Raw genomic sequence first — 21,215 nt, 5'->3', positions numbered from 1 at the left:
GCTCATTCACCCCTTATCCGGTTTAGTAGGGCCTCGCTTGGAGGCTTGGCGTATGGGATCTTCTGCACCGGTAAGGCGTGGTCTGGCAGACATAGCCCACCAGGGGGCACGGAAAAAAGTATCTTTCAAATCAGACACGCTTAAGGGCGCAATCGGCCATAAATAAGGCACGCCGAAGGAACGCAGACCACAGAGATGATATAAAATAACCATCAGACCCGAGACTATTCCGAATATGCCCAATATACTGGACAAAATGATTAGGACGAAGCGCAAAATTCTAATGCTGGTGCCTATAGAATAATCCGGAAAAACAAAAGAAGCGATTGCTGTTATACTGACGACAATAACCGTAATAGGGCTGACAATGCCGGCAGTAACCGCGGCTTGGCCAATGACCAGACCGCCTACGGTACTTATCGCCTGACCTACGGTCTTTGGTAATCGGACACCGGCCTCGCGTAACAATTCAAAGGTGAGCTCCATTAAGATAATTTCAATTGAAATGGGAAATGGCAAATCACTACGTGCTCCGGCAACTGAGGTGAGAAAGGTCAAAGGAATCAACTCGGCGTTATTGGAAAAGATAGCGACAGTAATGGCAGGAGCTAATAATGCAATATTGATCGCAATAAAACGGCCGATTCTGATTAAAGTGGCGAAAAGACTGTTATTATAATAATCTTCAGATGCTTGCAAAAGAGAAACAATTGTACAGGGAACGATTAATACCGATGGGGTATTATTCACAATAATAGCGATTCTTCCTTCGCATAAAGATGCCGCCGTTCGGTCTGGACGTTCAGTATTTTGGACAAGTGGGAAAAGTGTAAAGGATTCATCGGCGATTAACTCTTCTATATAACCGCTGTCTAAAATACTGTCAATGTCAATTTTGTTTAGGCGTACCTTTACTTCCTCGACAATTTTATCATTTGCAATTCCTTGAATATAACAGATTCCTACTTTGGTCTGAGTAAGTTCCCCAAGGGTTATGGATTGATATTTCAGGCGGTTGGAAGAGATCCGTCTTCGCAATAAGCTAACATTTGTGGACAGGTTTTCAACAAAACTGTCTCTCGGGCCCCTTATGCTCTGTTCCGTGGAGGGCTCATTGACGGCTCTTTGTTCGAACCCTTGGACTGCGGTAGCAATCGCTGTGGAATAACCGTCGATCACTAAAATAAGGTGACCGCTAAGCAAAAAGTTACTGAGTTGTTGAATATCTGAAACGAGCTGAGTCTGGTGATTAGGCAACAGCCTTTGAAGAATGATTTCAGGCAGATTAGCTTCGGCTGTTGATATTTCGAGTGTCCGAAAAAAGTTTTCCTGCATTAATGATTTTAGTATTGATTCGTTAACCATAACCGGATCGCAGAGACTTTCGGCGTAAATGATAAAAGCTCTTGTTGGAGTTGGAAGATCAAGCAAGAATTCCTTGCTTACAATGTCTTCACAAAGATGGAAAAACGCTTGCAATATTTTTAGATTTATATCCATTTCAGAAGTTAACTTTTTTGTTTCTTGAGAATCATTTTGAGGCATCTTAAATGTTTTCTGGGGCGATTTGCTAAGTATCTTAGTTAACAGTTCCTTAATCATTTTTTATTAGATCCTAGTCCTGATTTTTATTTAGTTTATCCTTGGCAGTGCAATTTATACTTAACAGGTTTGTCTATGCCCTTCGGATCAATCTTCTGACTTTTTCTCCACGATGATCTCTTCTCCACAATATCGGCTGCTGTTCGGCAGGTTTGTTTTTTCGCATTTCGGACAATCTTCAACCCTAAAGACTATAAATTTTCCATCTATCTTATCCAATAACCCCTCACTTATTAGATTTTTCAGAATCTGTGTAACTCTTACCCTCGTCGAGCCGACAATGTCGGCAATAAACTGGTGGGTAAGGTTTTTTTCAATTAAATAGCCATTTCCTGTTTTTATACCATATTTTTTGGCTAAATTCACCAAAAGAAAATATACCCTGTCTTCGACTTCTTCAAAGGTCTGACCAGCCAGGTAAAAAGACAATCCTTGCAGCTTCAAAATTAAGGATCGCAGCATACAGTCCAAAATACTGGGATCCTCATATCCGGCTTTTGCAAGCACGTCATGTTCACATATGGCAATTTCAACGGGTGTAAGGCAGGTTATAGTCAAAGCATAATAAATGCCATCTACGAGTACGTCATCTATAAATGCCCTTGCTTCTCGAATAGCAATCGTTCGCTTGCGTCCGCTGGCACTTGTTATACTAATTTCTACCGTTCCGGATAAAAGTAGGGAAAGTTTATTATCCAGCCCTTCCCGGTAGATAATATCTCCTTTTGCATATTTTGCGACTTTTGATAGCATTAATAATTTTTGCACCATTTCATCGGCAATCATATTTCCAGTCCAAGGAGACCATTCTTCCCACTGTCCCATATATATAACCACCTATTGTTTAACAAAATCGTAAATGAACGATATTAGTTTCGGTTAGTATAAATTTGACACACCTCAATTATACCTTATGTCATTATTATTATGCATACGTATTCGAATATAAATAACGCATGTCGTTTAGAAATACGGAATGACATGCGTTATTGTTGTTTACAGTATAGTATTCTTTAGAATATTGCCAGTGATAAGTAACAAATGAATGTCAGGAAGATAATGAACGTTGTTCAGACTTATTAAGGGAGTTCTCCCTGAGCTTGAGAATCAGAATTAAGGGAATTAAAGCCAACAGCATGACACTTACGACACTAAATGCAACGGAGAAAACACCGTGACTGGCATCAAGAACTGTTCCGAATAAGATAGCACCGAAAGAGCCACCGACATCAAACGAAATAATCAATAAACCCATTCCGATACTGAGGTTTTTCTCACTGACCATTTCAGGCATAGCAGAGTAACAAATGGGAGCAACAACTGTGAATCCTAAACCAAGCAGTGTGGCCCAAATGAAGAACGTGTTCATGAAGTGGAAGCCGATCGCACAATAGGAAGCTGCCATAAGAACAGCACCAAAGATCAGGATCGGACGCTTGTAATTTTTCAGACCTTTATCCAAGGCGGCTCCGAAGAACGGGGAAAGTACAAGCGGTATAATCATAATCAGGCTTGCAAACAGACCGATCTGTGCCGGCGGGGTGCCGTTCATGCCGAAATATGTCGGACCAAAGTTTACATAAGCGGAAACCGACAAAGTAAAGACAGCGTAGATGGCGGCAAGGAGCCACATGTTGATACTTTTGGGAGTGCCTTTAAGGCTGTGCGATGCTGCCGAAACTTCGGCATTTGCTTTAGGAAGGCGCAGGAAAAGAAGACAAAGTAAGAAGACGGCGATTTCCAGACATGCAATCATAAACATCGTATTGCGCCAGCCCACTGCAGCTCCGACACGGCCAAAAACGTTTAAACCAAAAATCATTCCGAGTGGTTGTGCTGCCGTAAACAGGGACATAGCCATGCCCATATTTTTTTCATCGAAGTAACCTGTAACAAAGAGGGGCGTGACAATAATCAATGTCGTGCTACCTAAACCGGCAATAATCCGGCCAATAACAATTGTCCAGAAATCAGTGGCAGTTCCGGTAAGTGCAACCCCGGCGCCAATTAACAAAAGTGCAATTAATACAAGTGTTTTGCGGTTAAACTTATTTGCCAGCAAGGAAATAAAATACGCAAATACAATTCCGCAAAGCGTAGCAGCGGACATCGCAAATCCGACCTGGGTATTGTTCATTGGAATATCTTTCAAAATTAATCCAACGTTGGGAGCAATACTAATTTGGGAAGAGTTGAAAGCAATCATGGTTAAGCACATCAGCAACAGTACAACCCATTTGTAAATTTGGTTGGATTCAGACATCAGAATACCTCCTGTTTTTTATTCTTGAAAATGAAAACAACGAAATTAGTTTCACCTCCTTTTTCATTTTCGATTATAAGATGGGAGGACAAAATGAGATTGTATTATGTGATACCATTTGAGAAATGTTTTGTATCTGATAATACAATTTTTTTTCTGTACGACGCAACAATTTATTTTTGATAGGAAACAACACAAAAGGATGTATCAAGTAATACAAAAAAAAATCAAGGTGTTATCTTATAATCTTAGCTGAAAAGGATTAATTATTATTTTATTAGGAGGGTAAAAAGTGTCATTCAGAAAAGTATCGGCAAACAAACAGATACAGTTCTCAACTACGTTATTGGGCCTCGAAAAACTTTTAAATTTTTCTGCAAAAAGATATCCCAGTTTTGCTGTACACCTCAAAAAGAAAAACTTTACTTTGCAAATTAAAATTAGGGATAACTCTCAGGGCAGGTTTTTTACCTTTAAAAATGGACGCGTATCATCAAAGAATGGGGTTCATCCCGGGGCTGATGTTACCATGGCTTTTGAAGATGCGGCGCTGGCATGCCATCTCATGAAATTTAACAGGAGCCAACTGGATTTTATCTCTGCCGGAAAGGACTTTTCCTTAACTGTTAACGGTCCGGACGAATTGTGTGTATATGTCGCAAATATGCTGACTGCAATCACCAATATGTCGACGATCTTTGGTGGCAATTTCGGAACGGACATGGGTAATGGTGTTAAAAGGTACACCACAGGGTCAAACGGCGGCCCGATGTTTGTTTATGTCAAGGACGGGAAAATTTTAAGGACAACACCGATCGACCTTGATAGCGAAGATCCGGAACCGTTTACAATTAACGCCAGAGGACGGAAATTTACGCCGCCAAGAAGAGTTACCTGTACGTCTCACGGGTTGACGTGGAAATCCATGGTTTATTCGCCGGACCGTCTTCTGTATCCGATGAAGCGGGTGGATTTTGATCCGAAAGGCAACAGAAACACACAAAACCGTGGGATATCGGGGTATGAAAGAATCAGCTGGGATGAAGCCCTGGATATTGTAAGTAGTGAAATTGCGCGGGTCAAGAAGACTCATGGCCCGGGATCACTCTTTTTTGCAGGGAGTTCCCACCACACTTGGGGTAATATCGGTTACCACTTAAGCGCTTCGGATCGGTTTATCAACACGCTCGGTTTTTCACGCATTTGTATGAATCCGGACAGCTGGGAGGGTTTTTACTGGGGAGGAATGCACCACTGGGGAAATACTGCCAAACTCGGTTCTCCGGACCAGTATTCCACGGTTGAAGACCAGCTGAAGAATTCTGAGATGCTGGTCATGTGGTCCAGTGACCCGGAGTCAACCTCAGGGGCCTATGGGACCTACGAAGGCGCTATCCGCCGTGAATGGCTGAAGAGCCTGGACATTAAGATTGTTCATATCGATCCCTTCTACAACCATACGGCTGCCTGGATGGGCGGAAAATGGTTCTCACCGAGACCGGGGACAGACACGGCAATGGCGCTGGCAATCGCTTATGTCTGGATTACGCAGGATCTTTATGATAAATTCTTTGTTGAAAACCGCACCAAAGGTTTTGCGCTTTGGCGCGATTATATCCTCGGTAAGGAAGACGGCATACCGAAAACCCCGGAATGGCAGGAAAAAGAAACTGGCATTCCCGCAAAGGATGTCCGGGCTTTGGCTGAGGAATGGGGAAGCAAAAAGACTTATATGTCTCCCGGCGGCATGGCCGGTGTGGGTAGCGCCTGCCGCGGAGCAAACGGAGGGGAATGGGCCAGATCCATGCTTTGCCTGATGGCGATGCAGGGTTTTGGCAAGCCCGGCGTAAACTTTGGCGCTATGCAGTTCGGGACACCGCTGAACCATCGCTTCTTCTTCCCGGGTTATGCTGAAGGCGGTTTTTCCGGTGACTATAACTTTACCGGTTCACCCGTTAACCTGTACCAGCGTATGCCGTCAACACCAAGCGTCAGCTCGATTACGCAGTTTGTTCCCCGCTTAAGAATACCAGAAGCTTTTCTTGAAGGACATGCAATGGGTTATCCGATGAACCCTTACTCACTTGAGGGACAGTTCTTCCCTGCGCCTTATCCGTCTCCCGGACATTCGCAGGTTAAGCTCTACTATAAATACGGCGGCGCTTACATGAGCACCCAACCGGAGTCCAACCGGTACGCGCTGGCTTACCAGACCGACAACATTGAGTTTGTCGTTAACCAGTCCATTTGGAATGAAGGCGAAGTAAGGTTTGCCGATATCATTCTGCCGGTCTGCACGAACTTTGAGCGTTGGGATATTGGTGAATTTGCGCACAGCGGCGGTATTATTGATAAGACGTTCCTGCAGTGTAATCACCGGACGTTCTTTGTTCAGCATAAATGTATTGAACCACTGGGTGAATCAAGATCGGATTTCCAGATCTATACGGATATCTGCTGCAGACTCGGAGTCGGTGTCCCGTACAGTGAAGGCAACACTGAGTTTGACTGGGTCAAGAGGATGTTTGACGCGACCGATTTGCCCAAGGTGATATCTTGGCGTAAATTCCTTACCAAAGGATATTATATCCTTCCGCCGATTTATGATGAAAAGGATCGTGACCCTGTCGCTTACAATTGGTTCTATGAAGGACGCCTGAAGGATGCCCCGGAACTGACGCCGCTGCCTTCAGAGTATAAAGAGGAATACCGGAGAGGACTGCAGACCCAAAGCGGCCTGTTCGAATTCGAATGCTCAAGCCTTAAGCGTTTTGATCCGAACGATCCCGAGAGACCGGTAATCAATAAGTATGTTCCGTCCTGGGAAGGCAGAAGCAGCGAACTGTATCAAAAATATCCGTTGCAGCTGATCTCGCCGCATCCGCGCTACAGTCACCATACCATGAGCGACGGCAAAGGAACGGTTATTAACGAGATATCTAACCACAGAATTTCCATCAACGGCTATCATTACTGGCCGGTCCGGATTAACCCTGAAGATGCGGAAAAACGCGGTATCAAACATCATGATTTGGTTGAAGTCTACAATGGCCGCGGTTCGGTTATCTGTGCCGCAGTGGTTACGCAGCGTCTGAATCCGGGCACGGTGCATGCCTATGAATCTGCCGCTAAGTACGATCCAACCGGGCTCCCCGGAAAATCACCCGACAGAGGTGGACTCATAAATATCCTTACGCCTTCCAGAACCCAAATCCGACAGTCGCACTCGATGGCCGCCAATTCTTGTCTTGTCGAAATTAGATTATGGAAGGGAGATCAGTCAAAATGAAGAAGTGGCATTTTGTAATTGATATTGAAAAATGTCTTGCGTGTTTTAACTGTCTTGTCGTCTGCAAAGATGAATTTGATGACAATACATTCCCGGGTTATTCGGTTCCCCAGCCCCGGTTCGGGCAAAAATGGATCGACGCGGTTCCGAAAGAGAGAGGGCAGTACCCAAATATTGATGTGGCTTATCTGCCAAAAGTTTGTATGCATTGCGCTAATGCGCCATGTGTTAAAGCCTCGGGAGGGGCGATTCAAAAGAGACAGGACGGTATTGTTCTCATTGACCCGGTGAAGGCGAAGGGCAAAAAAGATTTGGTTAAATCCTGTCCTTACGGCCTGATCTCTTGGAACGAAGAAGCCAATGTCGCTCAAAAATGCACGTTTTGTGCACATCTGATTGATCAAGGGTGGACAAAAACCCGTTGTTCTCAGGCTTGCCCGCTTGAAGCGATCAAAGTTGTTTATATGGAAGATGCGGAATTTGAAGAAATGGTTAAGGCAGAGAAGCTTGAAGCTTATAAGCCTGAGCTGAAAACGAAACCAGGCGGCCTGTACAAAAACTTGTACCGCTATACAAAGTGCTTTATCAGCGGAAGCGTAGCGTATACTCGCGACGGTATTGAAAGATGCGCCGAAGGATGTAAAGTCATCCTGTTTAAGGACAAGCAAAAGATTGCCGAACAAACGACGGATAACTTTGGAGACTTTAAGTTCGACAAACTTGATGAAAAGAGTGGAAAATACCAATTAGAATTTTATTTGGATGGTTATAATAAAATAGTCAAAGAGGTCGATCTTGCGACGAGTCTCAACATGGGAGAAATCCATTTCTAAAACTAAAGATGCCAGGTAATCAAACATTGCCTGGCATCTTCATTCTAAATTTCTATGAAAGGTTGTGATAATATGGCTCAGTGGGAAGAATGGTCTCCATGGACGGGAAATATGATTGACGATGAAATGGTACAGAAGCTGCTAAAGCTATCCAAAGTAGAAAAATATGAAAAAGGGGAGGTCATCTATTGGGAAGGATTGGACGATAGACTCTTCCTGCTGTTGTCCGGCAAGGTGGAAGTCGGTATCACAAGTGCCGGAGGACGCAAGCGTACGATTGCGATTCGTGAAGCACGCACTTTTATTGATGATGTACTCGTTGACGGACTCTATTATGCCGTGACAATTACGTGTCTTACGCCTGTTGATATCGCGGTATTTGAACAGCATGTACTGACAAAAGCCGGTTATGAGGATCCCCGCATTTTAGATTGTATGTTAAGGTCAGTCATTCTAAAGCTGCAAGGATTATCTTTTTACTTGGCGGGACAGACATTTGAAGATACGGAAGACAGAATATATTTTCTTCTAATTAATCTGGCCAAAAAATACGGCGTAAAAAGTGAAACCGCTTATTATCTTGAAAAACAGCTCACGCACCAATTTATCGCGGATATTATAGGATCGACAAGAGTGCGGGTAACACAGAGTATAAAGAGTTTAAAAAATAAAGGTTTAGTGTCAAAAAAGAATGGCAGATTTGTCCTTTTTATTGACGATAATCATAAAGTTATGCAGTAGTCTTTTCGTGCAATAAGACCGTTCGGACAAAAATTTGAACGGCTTTGTTTTTTTGAGGACATATACAGATAGTGCAAAATATTTGGCCATGCATGGTAAATAAATAGTAATGTATTATGTGATACATGGTATTTTACGAATAAAAAATTAAAATTCAAATATAGAATCGTGATATTAGCAAGATTGACAGAGGAGAAGAGTATGGGATTTAAAAATTTAAGCATTAAAAGCAAACTACTCAGCGTATTGTTGTTTGTGTCTGTTGTGTTTATCACACTGCTTTGTTTCGCTTATTATGTTTTAATCGGCAACGGGCAAGTGGCAGCCGGAATAACGAATACTGCCGAGAAAATCAAGTATGTCATGATTACTTGCGCGCTGGCATTCTCTATTACAACATTGATGATTGGGCTCCTGGTACATACGTTAATTCTCAAACCTGTGATTCGCTTGCAAGAAGGCCTTGCGGCCGCAGCCCAAAAAGGGGAAGCCTTGTCATCTGATTTTTTGGGAGAAGATGAGGTTGGGCAGCTCGCTTGTATTAACAATAAGCTTTTAGCAGATGCTCAGGAAAACCGTGGTGCGGTTTTACTTAGTGTTGAAGAAATATCGAAGTTGGCGAAGCAACTGGATATAGGCTCGGAGCAAACGGCCTCTGCATCAAATCAGATCGTCAGTTCCATTACCAGTATTGCAAGCGGGGTCGATAAACAGCTCGAATCTACGGTTGAATTATCGGCCTTTATGAAGCAAATGTCGGACGGTATGGAGCTAATCACCAGAAATACAAATGAAGTGGTCAGTCAGTCTTCCCAAGCGGTAGAAAAAGCTAAAGAAGGTCAGGACACGGTTGGGAAATCGGTCAGTCAGATGAACAGTATAGATCAATCGGTCATGAGTTTTGCCGCGATTATCAGGCAACTCGGAGAAAGGTCAAAAGAAATCGAACACTTTGTGAACAATATCTCGGGAATTGCCGATCAAACGAATATGTTGGCTTTAAATGCAGCGATTGAAGCGGCGCGTGCAGGGGCACAAGGGAAAGGGTTTGCTGTGGTCGCGGAAGAGGTCCGGATATTGGCGGACCAATCCCAAGAAGCTGCAAAACAAATTACATCTATTGTCAATGCAATACAAACAGATTCGCACATTGCTTCTTCGGCGATAGATGTTGTGAATGAGGAAGTGAAGCATGGCATTGAAACCGTCAGTAACAGTGGTGAAGCGTTTACCAAAATTGTGGAAATGATTAATCAGGTTTTTGTTCAGATTAATGAAGTATCTTCTATCTTGCAGCAGGCCCTCAGCGGCAACCGGTTGATTTTTGATTCTGTTGCTCGGATTGAAAACGCCAGCAGGAACACTTCAGAGGAAATCCAAACGGTTTCCGCAGCGACTCAGGAACAGTTGGCATTTATGGAAGAATTATTTTCATCGAGTAAAAGACTCTCCAAACTTGCGCATGATTTACTTGAATCCATGCAAGTCTAAAATTTATATTAAAGATTTATAATTTGTTATCAAAATTCGTTATCAAAATTTGAAAGCCTCAATGAAAGTTGGATGTGCAGAAGTTCGTCTGTGTTTTTCAGATCTGTTCGTCCAATTTCTTTTATTCTTTCCAGTCTGTATATCATTGTTGAACGGTGTATAAATAATTTTTTTACAGTCTGAACGGCATTTAGGTTGTTCTTGATGTAGGATTGCAGTGTTTTAAACAATTCCGTACCATTCTCCTGGTCATATTTTTCTAAGCGGGACAAAATGGGCGAATATAATAATCTTGTAGGAAGTTCATCTTTATTTAATATATAGGTAAACAGAATTTATGTATCCAGATGGTAGGATTGTATTCCATTCCGATCTCAAACGCTATCTCCGCTTCACGGAAAGATTCTTTCAAATTATTCAGACCGATAAAATAATTACTAAAACCGGCTCTGAAATTTCCTTCCCGAATAAAATAATTGATTCTGGTAAAAGAGTACGGGGACAAGCTTGTTTTCATCGCCGGCTTTGATACAAACGGTATTCCGGGTGCACCGGATACACCGATGGTTCCGGAAAAGAGTCTAATTCGATAACTGAAGAATTTGAAAGCGCTTTCAAATTCTTCAAATTCAGATATTTTGCCGCATGGAAGAGTTATAACGAAAGGCTTGAGATTAATCCTTGATTTTTTTTTGCCTGAGTTCCCGCTACATGGTAAAATATATAGGCTATAATGTATCAGGGAGGAATCATTGTGTCAGGTCATTCCAAATGGGCGAATATTAAACATAAAAAAGCTAAAACCGATGCCATCAAAGGCCGGATTTTCACAAAATTAGCCAGAGAGATTATGGTGGCCGCGCGGGCAGGCGGCGCAGACCCGAACGGAAACTTCAGGTTGAAAATTGCGATTGATAATGCCAAGGCGGCCAACCTGCCGAATGACAATATTCAGCGCGCGATCCAGAAAGGCGCCGGAGCAGGAGAAGGCGCCAATTATGAAGAACTGCGTTACGAAGGCTATGGCCCCGGCGGCGTTGCGATCATGGTAGAGCTGATGACGGACAACAGGAACCGGACGGCGTCGGAGATGCGTCACCTTTTTTCGAAAAATGGCGGCAACCTCGGCGAAACCGGCAGTGTCAGCTGGATGTTCACGGAAAAAGGACAGCTTGATGTACCGAAAGAAGATTTGAAGATGGATGAAGATGAAATCATGCTCCTGGCACTTGAGGCAGGTGCTGAGGATGTCGCATCCGAAGATGAAAGCTATGAAATTTTCACTGATCCGGCCGATATGCAGGAAGTCAGGCAAGTGCTGCTGGACAGTATGATACCGATTGAAAATGCGGCCATCAATCTGATTCCAGTCAATCGCGTCGAGATTGCCGATATCGAACAAGCGAAAAAAATCATTAAGTTAATCGATTCGCTGGAGAACCATGATGACGTTCAGAAAGTCTATACAAACTTTGATCTTGCCGAATCACTGGAAGATGCTGATCTCTAAACCGTATCTGCCGCCTGGATAGAACGAATTTAAAATTGAACATGGTACAGGTATAGGACGATAGGTACGATAAGCTTGACAAGGTACTGGAATAACGGAATGAGGATCACAGAAGGAGCAAGAAGATGTTGATTCTTGGCATTGACCCGGGAACTGCCATCATGGGGTACGGACTGATCGAAAAAAACGGCCAAAAGCTTTCTCCAGTCACTTATTCCTGCTGGCGGACACCACCTGATTTGCCGATGCCGGACAGACTCAGGATACTCTATGAATCTCTGGAGGATTTTCTAAGAGAATATTCACCTGATGTGATGGCTGTGGAAGAATTGTTTTTTAACCGCAACACCACGACGGCGATTACAGTTGGGCAGGCCAGGGGAGTCGTTTTATTGGGCGCAGCCCGCCGGAATATTGAAGTATTCGAATATACGCCCTTGCAGGTCAAACAGGCTGTGGTCGGGTACGGTAAAGCGGATAAAAAGCAGATACAGTATATGGTCAAGGCGATCCTGTCGCTGCAGGAAACACCAAAGCCTGATGACACAGCTGATGCGCTGGCCATCGCCATATGTCATGCGCACAGCATAGGACGTCGGATAAATGGAGGAATGCTCAAATGATCGGAATGCTGCGGGGGAATGTGTGGATGGCCGAAGCGGACCGCCTGGTACTGGATGTCGGCGGTGTAGGCTATTTGCTCCATGTTCCGGTAAGTTCGATGGCAAAGATCAGGCAGGGGGAAGAAACAGTCCTGCATACCCATTTAATCATGCGGGAAGATGATTTGTCTTTGTACGGCTTTTTGACCCGGGATGAAAAAGAGCTGTTTCTGCAGCTGCTCAACGTAACCGGGATTGGTCCAAAGGCAGCACTGAGTATTTTGTCGGCTTTTTCTGTCAGTAAGATCAAGACGGCGATTGTCTGTGAGGACGTTTCTCAATTAACCGAAGTCCCCGGAATCGGCGGCAAAACTGCAAAAAGAATCATCCTGGAACTGAAAGAAAAGATTAAGGATGTTGATATCAAAGCCGGAACAGAAGATCTAGGCTCCTTTATCCCGGCCAACGACACCCTGGAGACGCTGCTGGCCTTGGGCTTTTCCCGCTATGAAGCGCGTGATGCCCTGACTAGGGCGGAAAAGAGAGGACTGTCTTCCATGGAGGATCAGCTCAAAGAAGCACTTCGCTTATTGGCAGGACCGCCAGAACATATGTGATACCCTTTGATATACTCGCACATGATTCTCAAATTACTTACACAAATTATTGCTTATCTCTATATCTAAAACCATTATCAGGGCAAGTCTGTGGGCCACAATACCGCTTTTCGGCCGTTGTGCCATCCATGGCACGCCGCTCTTTGCCGTCCATGGCACCGCGGCATTAGGCCATCCGTGGCCGTCAAAAGGCCGCGCTCCGCATCGTGCTCCGCTTACAGCGGAACTGTGGCCCCCGGACTAATCTTAGGTTTTCAAGTAAGTTGGCATGTTGGAAAGTCAGAATGAAGCTCATTCCTGTTGTAAAATGACATTTGACTACGACAACGATTCAGAAGCATAAACTTTGAAATTAAGCTTTTACTAGCTCCAGACTAAGTCTCCGTAATGGAAGACCGGCGTCAAGCGGAGCATGGATTGCGTAGCGCGGCTTTTTTGACGGCCACGGATGGCCTAATGTCGCGATGCCATGGATGGCAAGGAGCGACTCGTCATGGATGGCGCAATAGCCGAAAGCGGTCTTCCATTACGGAGACTTTACCCGAGCAATTTAAAAAACATTTTAAAAAACATTGATTTAAAGGAGGAAAAAACTTGGAAAGAGTCATCACTTCCCTGGAGCGTCCTGAAGACCGGGAATTCGAAGCTTTAAGACCGGGCAGGCTGATGGAATATATCGGACAGGCAAGTATCAAAGAAAACTTAAGCGTCTTTATCCAGGCGGCCCAGAACAGGGGAGAGGCTCTCGACCATGTCCTTCTTTATGGTCCGCCGGGACTTGGCAAGACCACGCTGGCCAATATTATTGCGGCTGAGATGGGAGTTAATATCCGGACGACTTCCGGACCCGCGATTGAAAGACCGGGAGATTTGGCGGCACTTTTGACTTCGCTCGAACCGCGCGATGTGCTGTTCATTGATGAGATTCATCGTCTAAGCAGGACAGCAGAAGAAGTCCTGTATTCAGCGATGGAAGATAATTGTCTGGATATCGTCATTGGCAAAGGGCCGAGTGCCCGTTCCATCAGGCTGTCCCTGTCTCCGTTTACGCTGATTGGCGCGACGACCAGAGCCGGACAGCTCACGTCTCCTTTAAGGGACAGATTCGGGGTCATCAGCCGTCTGGAATTTTATACGACAGAGGAACTGCTGCAGATCGTCGCCAGGGCTTCCCGGATCCTGAAAGTGGATCTGTCGCCGGACGGAGCGGAGGAGATTGCCAAGCGTTCCAGAGGGACACCGCGGGTCGCTAACAGGCTGCTCAAAAGGGTAAGGGACTATGCGCAGTTCTGGGGAAGCAGGATTGTTGACTCTCAGACGGCAGCCAAAGCAATGGATAAGCTCGAAGTTGATCCGATGGGCCTGGACAGTCTGGACCAGAAAATTTTGCTGGCCATTATCCGGAATTTTGACGGAGGACCGGTTGGTCTGGAAACGCTGGCAGCTACTGTAGGTGAAGAGGCCGAGACCCTGGAAGATGTTGTGGAACCATTTTTGCTGCAGAGAGGTTTTCTGCAGCGGACACCAAGAGGTAGAATGGTAACGAACCAGGTCTACAACTATTTTGGAATGGATCTTCCGGCGAATGTACAGACGGGACTTTTTTGCGAATCAGAAAGTAAATAGCTTTCTGATTCATTTAAGGGCAACTAAGGCTTTCGCCAGCGTCAAAGGCTTGGAGTAAGTCAAGCTTTCTATAGGAAAATAATTGAATATACTGAACGATAGTTGGGCAATCTGTTTAACAGCCGGATAGTGAAGGAGTCGATCAAATGTTTTTCCATGGCTGCGGTGTTAAACAGAGCGCTTTTTTGTCTAAAGCTTTTTGCCTATTATTTGTTGTAATGCTTTTTTTGATTACCCTGACACCGAATGCAGCGCTTGCAAGGGAGGTAACTGTGAAGCTTGTCTGGCAGTTTCCTGAAACCAGCTGGTTGGAAATTGAAGTCAGACAGGGCAGTTATACCCTCGACTATAATGATTTCAGCGTCAGCCTAACAGCCGGGGACCGTTGTCAGATCGGCCAGAGCAGTATGGCAAATTTCCTGGCTGTCGGTGATCGGTTCGTGATTCTGGAGAAAAATAAAATTAAGCTTACCTCCAAGAATCAGGGCATTTTTCGGATCAGAGAACCCGAAAAGGATTGGATCAGCTACCGCGGAAATCTTTCTATTGTGAAAGAAAACGGTTGCTGGAAACTGTATAATTCACTTGAGCAGGAAGACTACTTGAAAGGAGTCGTTCCGATAGAGATGAGCAATGCCTGGGCCGCAAAAGGTTTCGAAGCCCTGAAAGCGCAGGCGGTCGCCGCAAGGACATATTTGCTGAAAAATATAAACGATGGTGTTATCACGGATTCACCCGATATCCATCAGGCTTACCTCGGCAAATCTGTGGAAGGGGCAGCCAGCCAGGCGGTGACTGCAACGACGGGAGAGGTTCTGGCTGATCAGGATACCGGCAGACCCATTTCAATTTTCTACTCTTCGCATAACGGCGGTTATATGGAGGCCCCTCAGAATGTCTGGCAAAATCAGGACGCTCATTATACGTCTACTCCGGATCCATTTTCCAACGGCATTGGGGGTTATACCGACCACTGGAGGTTTGTGATTGCCGCGGATGTTCTTGGAAAAGCTTTTGATCTGGCCCCTGTAAGACAGGTGAAACTGGCGAAATATGTATCGGGCCGCGTATACCGTGTCGTGCTTCAAGATTGGTTAGGCAACGAAAAAACGGTATCCGGCGGGGATTTTGTCCGCAAATTTTATCCTGAAGGATCTCTATCAAGTGATTCTTTCCTTGGAAGACTATTTAAGGTAGAATATATCATGCCTGTACTTCAGAAAAATACCCCGGAGATTTGTTTGACTGGGAATCCTTCGGCAGGGACCTCCGCGGAAAAAGGCACTGGTCCACTGCTCTCCAGGATCAAAAGCTCCAATGACGGTATAGCAGAAAAACCTGGAATATACGGTGTATTTGTTTTCAATGGCAGGGGCTGGGGGCACGGCGTCGGGATGTCCCAATGGGGTGCCTATGATATGGCAATGCAAGGCTATTCTTATCAGGATATCCTAAACTATTACTATAAAAATATTGATTTGGTGAAAATGGAGTAGCAGAGAATGAGGTTGGAGGATTTTGAATACGACTTGCCGGAAAGACTGATTGCTCAAACACCGGCAGAACCGCGGGATTCATCAAGGCTGATGCTGGTGGATAAAGCCAAAGGTGAAATATTTCATTACTTATTCCAGGATATTGTGCAATTCTTTAATGCGGGAGACGTGCTTGTCTTGAACAAGACTAGGGTGATTCCGGCCAGATTAATTGGGGAAAAAGAAGGTACCGGAGCAAAAATTGAGGTGCTCCTGCTAAAGAGAATAGACAGGGATCGCTGGGAAGTCCTGGTTAGACCCGGCAAAAGGCTAAAACCGGGTCAAAACGTTATTTTCGGGGGAGGACTTTTGTACGGGGAACTGATCGAAATTCTTGACGATGGAAACAGGATCATCCGTTTTACGTATTCAGGCCTGTTTGAGGAAGTCCTGGACAGTCTCGGCGAGATGCCTTTACCTCCGTATATCACAGCAAAATTAAACGATAAAGAGCGGTATCAGACTGTTTATGCCAAAGAAAATGGTTCGGCTGCGGCGCCTACGGCAGGCCTGCATTTTACGGAAGAGCTGCTGCACAGGATTAGGGACAACGGAGTAGAGGTTCTTGAAGTCCTGTTGCATGTCGGTCTGGGAACGTTTCGGCCGGTAAAGACGGAAGAAATCACCGAACACCAAATGCACACGGAATATTTCAGCATTGATTCTGAGACTGCCGCCAGAATCTCTCTGGCCAAAAAAGAAGGCCGCAGGGTGATTGCGGTTGGGACAACCGTGGTCCGGACATTGGAATCCGCTGCAGGACTTTGTCAGGATGCTTCCAGGAATGTGCTGTCCGAGACCGAAGGCTGGACGGATATTTTTATCTACCCCGGATATCAATTCAAAATTGTCGATGCCTTAATCACAAATTTCCACTTTCCGCGCTCGACACTGCTGATGCTGGTCAGTGCATTTGCAGGTCGGGAATTGATTCTGAAAGCGTATCAGACTGCAGTCCGTGAGGAATATCGTTTTTTCAGTTTCGGGGACGCTATGTTTTTAGTTTAACATGGGGAGAATACACGCATTCTAGTTCTCGTTAATACATGGAGAATGCCATGTTTCAGGGTTAATTTAACAAATAGAGAGGAAGAAATGTTTTGGCGGCCGTTAAACTGGAAATACTAAAGAAAGACACCCGTACCAAGGCCCGTCTGGGAAGACTTCATACCCCTCATGGCATGATAGAGACGCCTGTGTTTATGCCTGTAGGAACTCAGGCTACCGTAAAATCGGTTAGCCCAGAAGAACTGAAGATGCTCGGAGCCGACATAATTTTAAGCAATACCTATCATCTGTTTTTGCGTCCGGGTCACGAACTGATTAAACACGCAGGCGGCCTGCATAGATTTATGAACTGGGATGGCGCGATTTTGACCGACAGCGGAGGGTTCCAGGTTTTCAGTCTCGGGGATTTACGGAAAATCACCGAAGAGGGCGTGGAATTTCGTTCTCATCTTGATGGCTCCAAACAGTTCTTAAGTCCGGAGAAAGCGACGGAAATTCAAATTGCTCTTGGTTCGGATATTGTGATGGCTTTTGATGAGTGCACGCCTTACCCGGCAACCCGGGAGTACACGGAAAAATCCGCTGAACGGACCTTCCGCTGGCTGCAGCGCTGCAAAAACACGCTGACTTCCACCGATCGTCAGGCCCTTTTTGGCATTGTCCAGGGAGGAATGTATGAGGATCTCCGCAAACAAAGCGCTCAGGAAATTACCGGACTTGATCTGCCTGGGTATGCACTGGGGGGCTTGAGTGTCGGGGAACCTAAAGAACTGATGTACGAAGTGCTGGATTATACCGTTCCGCTGCTACCCGAAGCCAAACCAAGATATCTGATGGGTGTGGGCTCACCTGATGACTTAATCGAGGGCGTCATGCATGGCATTGATATGTTTGACTGTGTACTGCCGACGCGTATTGCCCGAAATGGGACAGCAATGACGAGGTTTGGTAAGGTTGTGGTCCGTAATGCCACCTATGCTGACGATTTTACGCCGATTGATTCGACCTGCAGCTGTTATACCTGTCGGAATTATTCCCGGGCGTATATCCGGCACCTGATCAAAGCGGATGAGATTTTCGGACACAGGCTGATGACGATCCATAACCTGCACTTTCTGACTCATTTAATGGAAGGAATCCGTCAGGCGATTGCCGAAGATCGGCTTCCGGAATACCGGAAACAATTTTTTGCGGACTACGGTTATGAAAAATAATCTAAATACATGCTGAATTTACGGAATAAAGATGATATAATCAGGTATAGTATGCATATTTAGGTAATTTACAATTTAAGGGGGATTCTTTACTTATGGATCAAAGTACGACAACGATGATGTATTTTGCAGTATTTGTTATTATGATTATCTTTATGTTTGTTTTGCCGAGCAGAAAGCAGAAACAAGAGCGGCAGAGACTGATGGAGTCCATTAAAATCAAGGCTAAAGTCATAACGATTGGCGGAATATTAGGTACCATTACCAAAATAAAAGAAGATACGGTTGTCATCAAGATTGCCAGCAATGTTGAAATTGAAATACTTAAGTCTGCGATCAAAAGTGCCGAGGGCGGCAAAGAAACGCCTGTCAAGACTCATAAGAAAAATAAGCCTGAACCCGAAGAAGAGGCTGAAGAAACCGAAGAAATCGATGAAGATAACGATACCAAGGTTAAAGACGATAAATAAGCTGCGTTAAAAAACAGTTTCGTTTACGGAAATTTGATTCCAAATATAAGCAAGTGCCGAAACACTTGCTTATTGCTTTGAAATTGACACCTCAAATGCAAAAAGGATATAATAATGCTTGTATGGGAGAGTCCCTTTATTCTATTAGGAGGAAAAAGGATGAAACGGGGAAATACTTTAAAACTTGCAATAGCCGTAATTCTAGTTGCTGTTGTGGTATTCTTTTCGATCCAGCCGCTGACAGATTCTAAAAGCGGGATTCCGCTGGGACTTGATTTACGCGGTGGCGTTCATCTGGTTTTACAGGCGGAGATGGGTAAAGACGGTGCAGAGATTACCAACGACGATATGGATAAAGCGCGGGCTGTCATTGAAGAACGTGTCAACGGGCTCGGAGTAGCCGAACCTTATATTCAGACGAACTATGACAAAAAGAGAATTATTGTTGAGCTGGCCGGAGTCGCTGATCCCGATGAGGCTGTTAAAGTCCTGCAAACAACCGCTAAGCTGACTTTCCGGGATCCCCAGGGAAATATCCTGATGGACGGTTCCCTATTGAAGGATGCTAAGGCAGCAGTCGATACCTCGAACGGCGGCACGGATTATGTTGTGCAAATATCATTTGCTTCTGAGGGTACCACGAAGTTTGCTGATATTACAACGAAATATCTTAATCAGAAAATTGGTATCTATCTGGATGAGCGAAAGATCCAGGATCCGGTAGTTTCTGTGCCGATTGTAGACGGACAAGGCCAGATCCAAGGCTATTCCTCCCTGGAAGAAGCAGCTCAGTATGCCGTCATGTTCCGTTCCGGTGCGTTGCCAGTCAGTATGAGCATTGTTGAAAAAAACCAGGTAGGCGCACTTTTGGGTGCTGATTCCCTGAATAAGAGCCTAAATGCGTGCGTCATTGCACTGATCTTTATTTTCTTATTCATGCTGCTGCTCTATCGTTTACCAGGGCTGGTCGCTGATTTTTCTCTTGTGGTCTTTTCAGTGATTGTACTCTGGGTTTTATACGGGATTGGGACGGTTCTTACCTTGCCAGGCATTGCAGGGTTTGTCTTATCCATTGGAATGGCCGTCGATTTGAATATTATTGTCTACGAAAGAATCAAGGAAGAACTAAAGCTTGGCAAATCGCTGCGGGCTGCCGTGGATGCCGGATTCAGCCGGGCCTTCATTACGGTGTTTGACTCTAATATTACGACCATTTTTGCTGCTCTGGCATTATTCCTGCTCGGTTCTGCTTCGATCAAAGGTTTTGCAATTACGCTGATTGTCGGTATCGTTGCGAGCCTGTTTACGGCTATTACGTTTACCCGCTGGATTATGCGCTGGATTGTTGGAATCAACCCGCGGATGAGCAAATGGCTGTTTGGCGTAAAGGAGGTAAAATAAGTGGCTGACAAGTATAAAGACAAAAAAACACCTAAAAATGCGGCCCCGGTCGTTACCCCTGCCGCCAGCGAAGCCAGTTACGATGATGTCAAACATGAACATAGACTGTATTTTAATATTGTAAAAAAACGCTATATCTGGTTTGTCTTATCTTTGATTCTTCTGATTCCTGGTATTACTTCGCTTTGTACGCAGGGACTGAATCTCAGCATCGACTATAAAGGCGGTTCGATGTTCAATATTCAGTTTAACGAAAAAGTAACCCAGGCGGATATCAACCAGGCCGTGGATTCTGTTGGGCTGACCGGTAGCGTACAGCTGACAAATGGTGACATTTCGGCTATCGTCAGAACGGAAGCTTTGGATCAGACCAAGAGGGACGAGCTTCTGGCGGCAATTCAGAAACAGGCTGGAACGTTCGATATAAAAAATGTTGAAGAACAGCTTGTTCAGCCTGCTATCGGCAACGAACTGAAATCGGGAGCGATGAAGTCGCTGGCGGTTGCGTCTGTTTTGATTCTGATTTATGTTTCGTTCCGTTTCCGTTTTGTGTATGCTGCTTCGAGCGTCATTGCGCTTCTGCATGATATACTTATTACTTTGGGCTTGTTCTCAATATTCCAGTGGGAAATTGATGCAGCGTTCATCGCGGCAATTCTCACCATCTTTGGTTATTCGATTAATGATACCGTCGTCATCTATGACCGTATCAGAGAGAATGAAAGACGCATGAAAAAGAAAGACAGCTTCGAGGATATGGTGGACAAATCTGTCTGGCAGACGATGGGCCGTTCCGTAAAGACTGTCTGCACCGTGCTGATTGCTCTGCTCGCAATATTCTTCCTGGGCGGAGAATCGACCAGAACCTTCTCCCTGGCAATGATTATCGGCGTATTTTTCGGGGCCTATTCATCCATTTGCATTGCCAGCCAGCTTGTCGTTGAGATTAAAAAGAGAACCAGCGAAGACAATAAAAAAGATAATCCGGCTGAAAGCTAAATTCATGCTATCAT

Annotated in this window: 17 protein-coding genes; 14 read left to right on the top strand and 3 right to left on the bottom strand. The window is 44.9% G+C overall.

The window, feature by feature from the left end; translation table 11 throughout:
- Positions 1-6: 6 nt before the first annotated feature.
- From A7K50_RS12905 to A7K50_RS12895, 3 genes are all read right to left on the bottom strand, one after another.
- Complete coding sequence (locus A7K50_RS12905; RefSeq protein ID WP_119776693.1) at positions 7-1,602, bottom strand: spore germination protein; 1,596 nt, start codon at positions 1,600-1,602, stop codon at positions 7-9.
- 87 nt (positions 1,603-1,689) lie between these two features.
- Positions 1,690-2,427, bottom strand: coding sequence for a Crp/Fnr family transcriptional regulator (locus A7K50_RS12900; RefSeq protein ID WP_119776692.1), 738 nt, complete (start codon positions 2,425-2,427; stop codon positions 1,690-1,692).
- Between the two features lie 223 nt (positions 2,428-2,650).
- Positions 2,651-3,865 carry an MFS transporter gene (locus A7K50_RS12895; RefSeq protein WP_119776690.1) on the bottom strand — a complete coding sequence of 405 codons (1,215 nt, stop codon included), beginning with the start codon at positions 3,863-3,865 and terminating at the stop codon, positions 2,651-2,653.
- Between the two features lie 292 nt (positions 3,866-4,157).
- On the opposite strand from A7K50_RS12895, the gene A7K50_RS12890 reads away from it, so the two are divergent.
- The 14 genes from A7K50_RS12890 (at position 4,158) to secF (ending at position 21,201) form a co-directional block, all read left to right on the top strand.
- Complete coding sequence (locus A7K50_RS12890; RefSeq protein ID WP_199698300.1) at positions 4,158-7,154, top strand: molybdopterin-dependent oxidoreductase; 2,997 nt, start codon at positions 4,158-4,160, stop codon at positions 7,152-7,154.
- Positions 7,151-7,987: a 4Fe-4S dicluster domain-containing protein gene (locus A7K50_RS12885; RefSeq protein ID WP_119776688.1), complete on the top strand. Its 837-nt coding sequence runs from the start codon at positions 7,151-7,153 to the stop codon at positions 7,985-7,987. Before A7K50_RS12890 ends, A7K50_RS12885 begins: the two co-directional genes overlap by 4 nt.
- A gap of 54 nt (positions 7,988-8,041) precedes the next feature.
- Positions 8,042-8,728 (top strand): Crp/Fnr family transcriptional regulator, encoded by a 687-nt coding sequence (locus tag A7K50_RS12880; protein ID WP_119776687.1) that lies wholly within the window; start codon positions 8,042-8,044, stop codon positions 8,726-8,728.
- 201 nt (positions 8,729-8,929) lie between these two features.
- Positions 8,930-10,219 (top strand): methyl-accepting chemotaxis protein, encoded by a 1,290-nt coding sequence (locus A7K50_RS14380; protein ID WP_119776684.1) that lies wholly within the window; start codon positions 8,930-8,932, stop codon positions 10,217-10,219.
- A 754-nt stretch (positions 10,220-10,973) separates the two neighbouring features.
- Complete coding sequence (locus A7K50_RS12860) at positions 10,974-11,729, top strand: YebC/PmpR family DNA-binding transcriptional regulator (RefSeq protein WP_119776678.1); 756 nt, start codon at positions 10,974-10,976, stop codon at positions 11,727-11,729.
- Positions 11,730-11,854: 125 nt separating this feature from the next.
- A complete protein-coding gene (gene ruvC, locus A7K50_RS12855) occupies positions 11,855-12,352 on the top strand; it encodes a crossover junction endodeoxyribonuclease RuvC (protein WP_020490869.1) in 498 nt (165 codons plus the stop codon).
- Positions 12,349-12,948, top strand: a complete 600-nt coding sequence (gene ruvA / locus A7K50_RS12850; protein ID WP_119776676.1) for a Holliday junction branch migration protein RuvA — start codon at positions 12,349-12,351, stop codon at positions 12,946-12,948. Before ruvC ends, ruvA begins: the two co-directional genes overlap by 4 nt.
- A 594-nt stretch (positions 12,949-13,542) precedes the next feature.
- Positions 13,543-14,574: a Holliday junction branch migration DNA helicase RuvB gene (gene ruvB, locus A7K50_RS12845; protein ID WP_119776675.1), complete on the top strand. Its 1,032-nt coding sequence runs from the start codon at positions 13,543-13,545 to the stop codon at positions 14,572-14,574.
- A 146-nt stretch (positions 14,575-14,720) separates the two neighbouring features.
- Positions 14,721-16,070 carry a SpoIID/LytB domain-containing protein gene (locus A7K50_RS12840; RefSeq protein WP_119776673.1) on the top strand — a complete coding sequence of 450 codons (1,350 nt, stop codon included), beginning with the start codon at positions 14,721-14,723 and terminating at the stop codon, positions 16,068-16,070.
- A gap of 6 nt (positions 16,071-16,076) precedes the next feature.
- Complete coding sequence (gene queA, locus A7K50_RS12835; protein ID WP_119776672.1) at positions 16,077-17,117, top strand: tRNA preQ1(34) S-adenosylmethionine ribosyltransferase-isomerase QueA; 1,041 nt, start codon at positions 16,077-16,079, stop codon at positions 17,115-17,117.
- 92 nt (positions 17,118-17,209) lie between these two features.
- Positions 17,210-18,331, top strand: coding sequence for a tRNA guanosine(34) transglycosylase Tgt (gene tgt, locus A7K50_RS12830; protein ID WP_119776670.1), 1,122 nt, complete (start codon positions 17,210-17,212; stop codon positions 18,329-18,331).
- 95 nt (positions 18,332-18,426) lie between these two features.
- A complete protein-coding gene (yajC, locus tag A7K50_RS12825; RefSeq protein WP_119776669.1) occupies positions 18,427-18,801 on the top strand; it encodes a preprotein translocase subunit YajC in 375 nt (124 codons plus the stop codon).
- A 159-nt stretch (positions 18,802-18,960) separates the two neighbouring features.
- Positions 18,961-20,202 (top strand): protein translocase subunit SecD, encoded by a 1,242-nt coding sequence (gene secD / locus A7K50_RS12820; protein WP_119776667.1) that lies wholly within the window; start codon positions 18,961-18,963, stop codon positions 20,200-20,202.
- Positions 20,203-21,201, top strand: a complete 999-nt coding sequence (secF, locus tag A7K50_RS12815; RefSeq protein WP_119776665.1) for a protein translocase subunit SecF — start codon at positions 20,203-20,205, stop codon at positions 21,199-21,201. It abuts the gene before it with no gap.
- The last annotated feature ends 14 nt before the right edge of the window (positions 21,202-21,215 follow it).

It is taken from the genome of Dehalobacter sp. MCB1 (genome assembly GCF_003590275.1).
Lineage (GTDB): Bacteria > Bacillota > Desulfitobacteriia > Desulfitobacteriales > Syntrophobotulaceae > Dehalobacter.
Note: the sequence above shows the minus strand (reverse complement) of the source record. Positions and strands in the feature narration are given on the sequence as shown.

Excerpts from the sequence above, each read along its gene's own strand:
- A7K50_RS12905 (WP_119776693.1), bottom strand. The coding sequence starts at position 1,602 with ATGATTAAGGAACTGTTAACTAAGATACTTAGCAAATCGCCCCAGAAA.
- A7K50_RS12900 (WP_119776692.1), bottom strand. The coding sequence starts at position 2,427 with ATGGGACAGTGGGAAGAATGGTCTCCTTGGACTGGAAATATGATTGCC.
- A7K50_RS12895 (WP_119776690.1), bottom strand. The coding sequence starts at position 3,865 with ATGTCTGAATCCAACCAAATTTACAAATGGGTTGTACTGTTGCTGATG.
- A7K50_RS12885 (WP_119776688.1), top strand. The coding sequence starts at position 7,151 with ATGAAGAAGTGGCATTTTGTAATTGATATTGAAAAATGTCTTGCGTGT.
- A7K50_RS12880 (WP_119776687.1), top strand. The coding sequence starts at position 8,042 with ATGAAAGGTTGTGATAATATGGCTCAGTGGGAAGAATGGTCTCCATGG.
- A7K50_RS14380 (WP_119776684.1), top strand. The coding sequence starts at position 8,930 with ATGGGATTTAAAAATTTAAGCATTAAAAGCAAACTACTCAGCGTATTG.
- ruvC (WP_020490869.1), top strand. The coding sequence starts at position 11,855 with ATGTTGATTCTTGGCATTGACCCGGGAACTGCCATCATGGGGTACGGA.
- ruvA (WP_119776676.1), top strand. The coding sequence starts at position 12,349 with ATGATCGGAATGCTGCGGGGGAATGTGTGGATGGCCGAAGCGGACCGC.
- A7K50_RS12840 (WP_119776673.1), top strand. The coding sequence starts at position 14,721 with ATGTTTTTCCATGGCTGCGGTGTTAAACAGAGCGCTTTTTTGTCTAAA.
- queA (WP_119776672.1), top strand. The coding sequence starts at position 16,077 with ATGAGGTTGGAGGATTTTGAATACGACTTGCCGGAAAGACTGATTGCT.
- yajC (WP_119776669.1), top strand. The coding sequence starts at position 18,427 with ATGGATCAAAGTACGACAACGATGATGTATTTTGCAGTATTTGTTATT.
- secD (WP_119776667.1), top strand. The coding sequence starts at position 18,961 with ATGAAACGGGGAAATACTTTAAAACTTGCAATAGCCGTAATTCTAGTT.